The organism is Massilia sp. X63 (assembly GCF_041023745.1).
In the GTDB taxonomy this organism is placed as follows: domain Bacteria; phylum Pseudomonadota; class Gammaproteobacteria; order Burkholderiales; family Burkholderiaceae_D; genus Telluria.
This window is the reverse complement of record NZ_JBFTEF010000038.1, coordinates 1-1,450: the sequence shown is the minus strand read 5'-3', so window position 1 is coordinate 1,450 and position 1,450 is coordinate 1. Positions and strand designations below refer to the sequence as shown.

Sequence of the window (1,450 nt, the reverse complement as noted above, 5' to 3'; positions counted from 1 at the left end):
TAATCAGGGAACAGCGGTGCCGGGTAGTGGGAAAAATGCTGAGGAATGGACCTCGGAAGACAAGTTTGCCGTGGTGTTGGAGACGGCCGCGCTGAACGCCAGCGAGCTGGCCGAGTATTGCCGTCGCAAGGGGTTATTCGCCGAGCAGATCGCCATGTGGCGCGCCGCATGCATGGCCGCCAATGCGAGCACGACGCAGCAGACGCGGGGCCAGCTGGCGCAGTCGAAGGAAGACAAGAAGCGCATCCGGCAGCTGGAGAAGGACTTGCAGCGCAAGGAGAAAGCGCTGGCCGAGGCGGCAGCGCTGTTGATCTTGCGAAAAAAAGCCCAGGCGATCTGGGGGGACAAAGAGGAAGACTGATCAGCGTCCCAGATCGCCTGTCGTGTGTCGAGTTGATCCGTGAAGCACAGACAGCGGGCAGTCGCCTTGCGCCAGCCTGCCTCGAGTTGGGCATCACCCTGCGCACATTTCAGCGCTGGGTGCGTGAAGGCGACGATGCCGTGGCCACTGACAGCCGTCCAACCAGTGTGCGTCCAGAACCGGCCAACAAACTGAGCGAGGACGAGCGAGCCGAGATCCTGGCCGTTGCCAACAGCGAGGAATTCGCCAGCCTTCCACCGAGCCAGATCGTGCCGGCGCTGGCCGATCGCGGCGTGTACATGGCGTCGGAGTCGAGCTTCTACCGCGTCTTGAAAGCGGCATCGCAACAGCATCACCGAGGCCGAGCGAAGAAGCCTTCTGAGCGCGTCGTCACGAGCCATTGCGCCACCGGCCCGAACCAGGTATGGAGTTGGGACATAACCTGGATGCCGGCCGCCGTGAAAGGCCAGTTTTACTATTGGTACATGGTGCTCGATGTCTTCAGCCGTAAGATCGTCGGCCATGAAGTGCATGTCGCGGAATCGGCGGAACTGGCGTCACGGCTGATGCGCCGGGCCAGCTTGGCCGAAGGATTGGCAGGCCGTTCCCTGGTGCTCCATTCAGACAATGGCAGTGCCATGAAAGGCGCGACCATGCTGGCCACGCTGGAGCAGTTGGGTGTGGCACCGTCGTTCAGCAGGCCGCGTGTGAGCAACGACAATGCCTACGCCGAGTCGTTGTTCCGTACCTGCAAATACCGTCCGGACTACCCGAGAAAACCATTCGGGAGCCTGGAACAGGCGCAGGCATGGACGCAGAAATTCGTACGTTGGTACAACCAGGAGCACAAGCACAGCGGCCTGAAATTCGTTACACCGGCACAGCGTCACAACGGCCAGGACGCGGCGATCCTGAAACGCCGGGAGCAGGTTTATGACGATGCCCGAAACCGTCACCCGCAGCGCTGGTCGCGGGGCATCAGGAACTGGACACTGGAGAATCAGGTCTGGTTGAATCCGGAACGGATTCGACCAGAAGAATTAAAGCGCGCAGCTTGAGGTGACGCGACAACTACGTTGACAAACGCCG

Annotated in this window: 1 pseudogene; it reads left to right on the top strand. The window is 61.0% G+C overall.

Going from position 1 to position 1,450, the window contains the following annotated elements:
- Positions 1–1,419: pseudogene (locus tag AB3347_RS25820) on the top strand (IS3 family transposase); the annotation flags it as partial.
- Between the last annotated feature and the right edge of the window lie 31 nt (positions 1,420–1,450).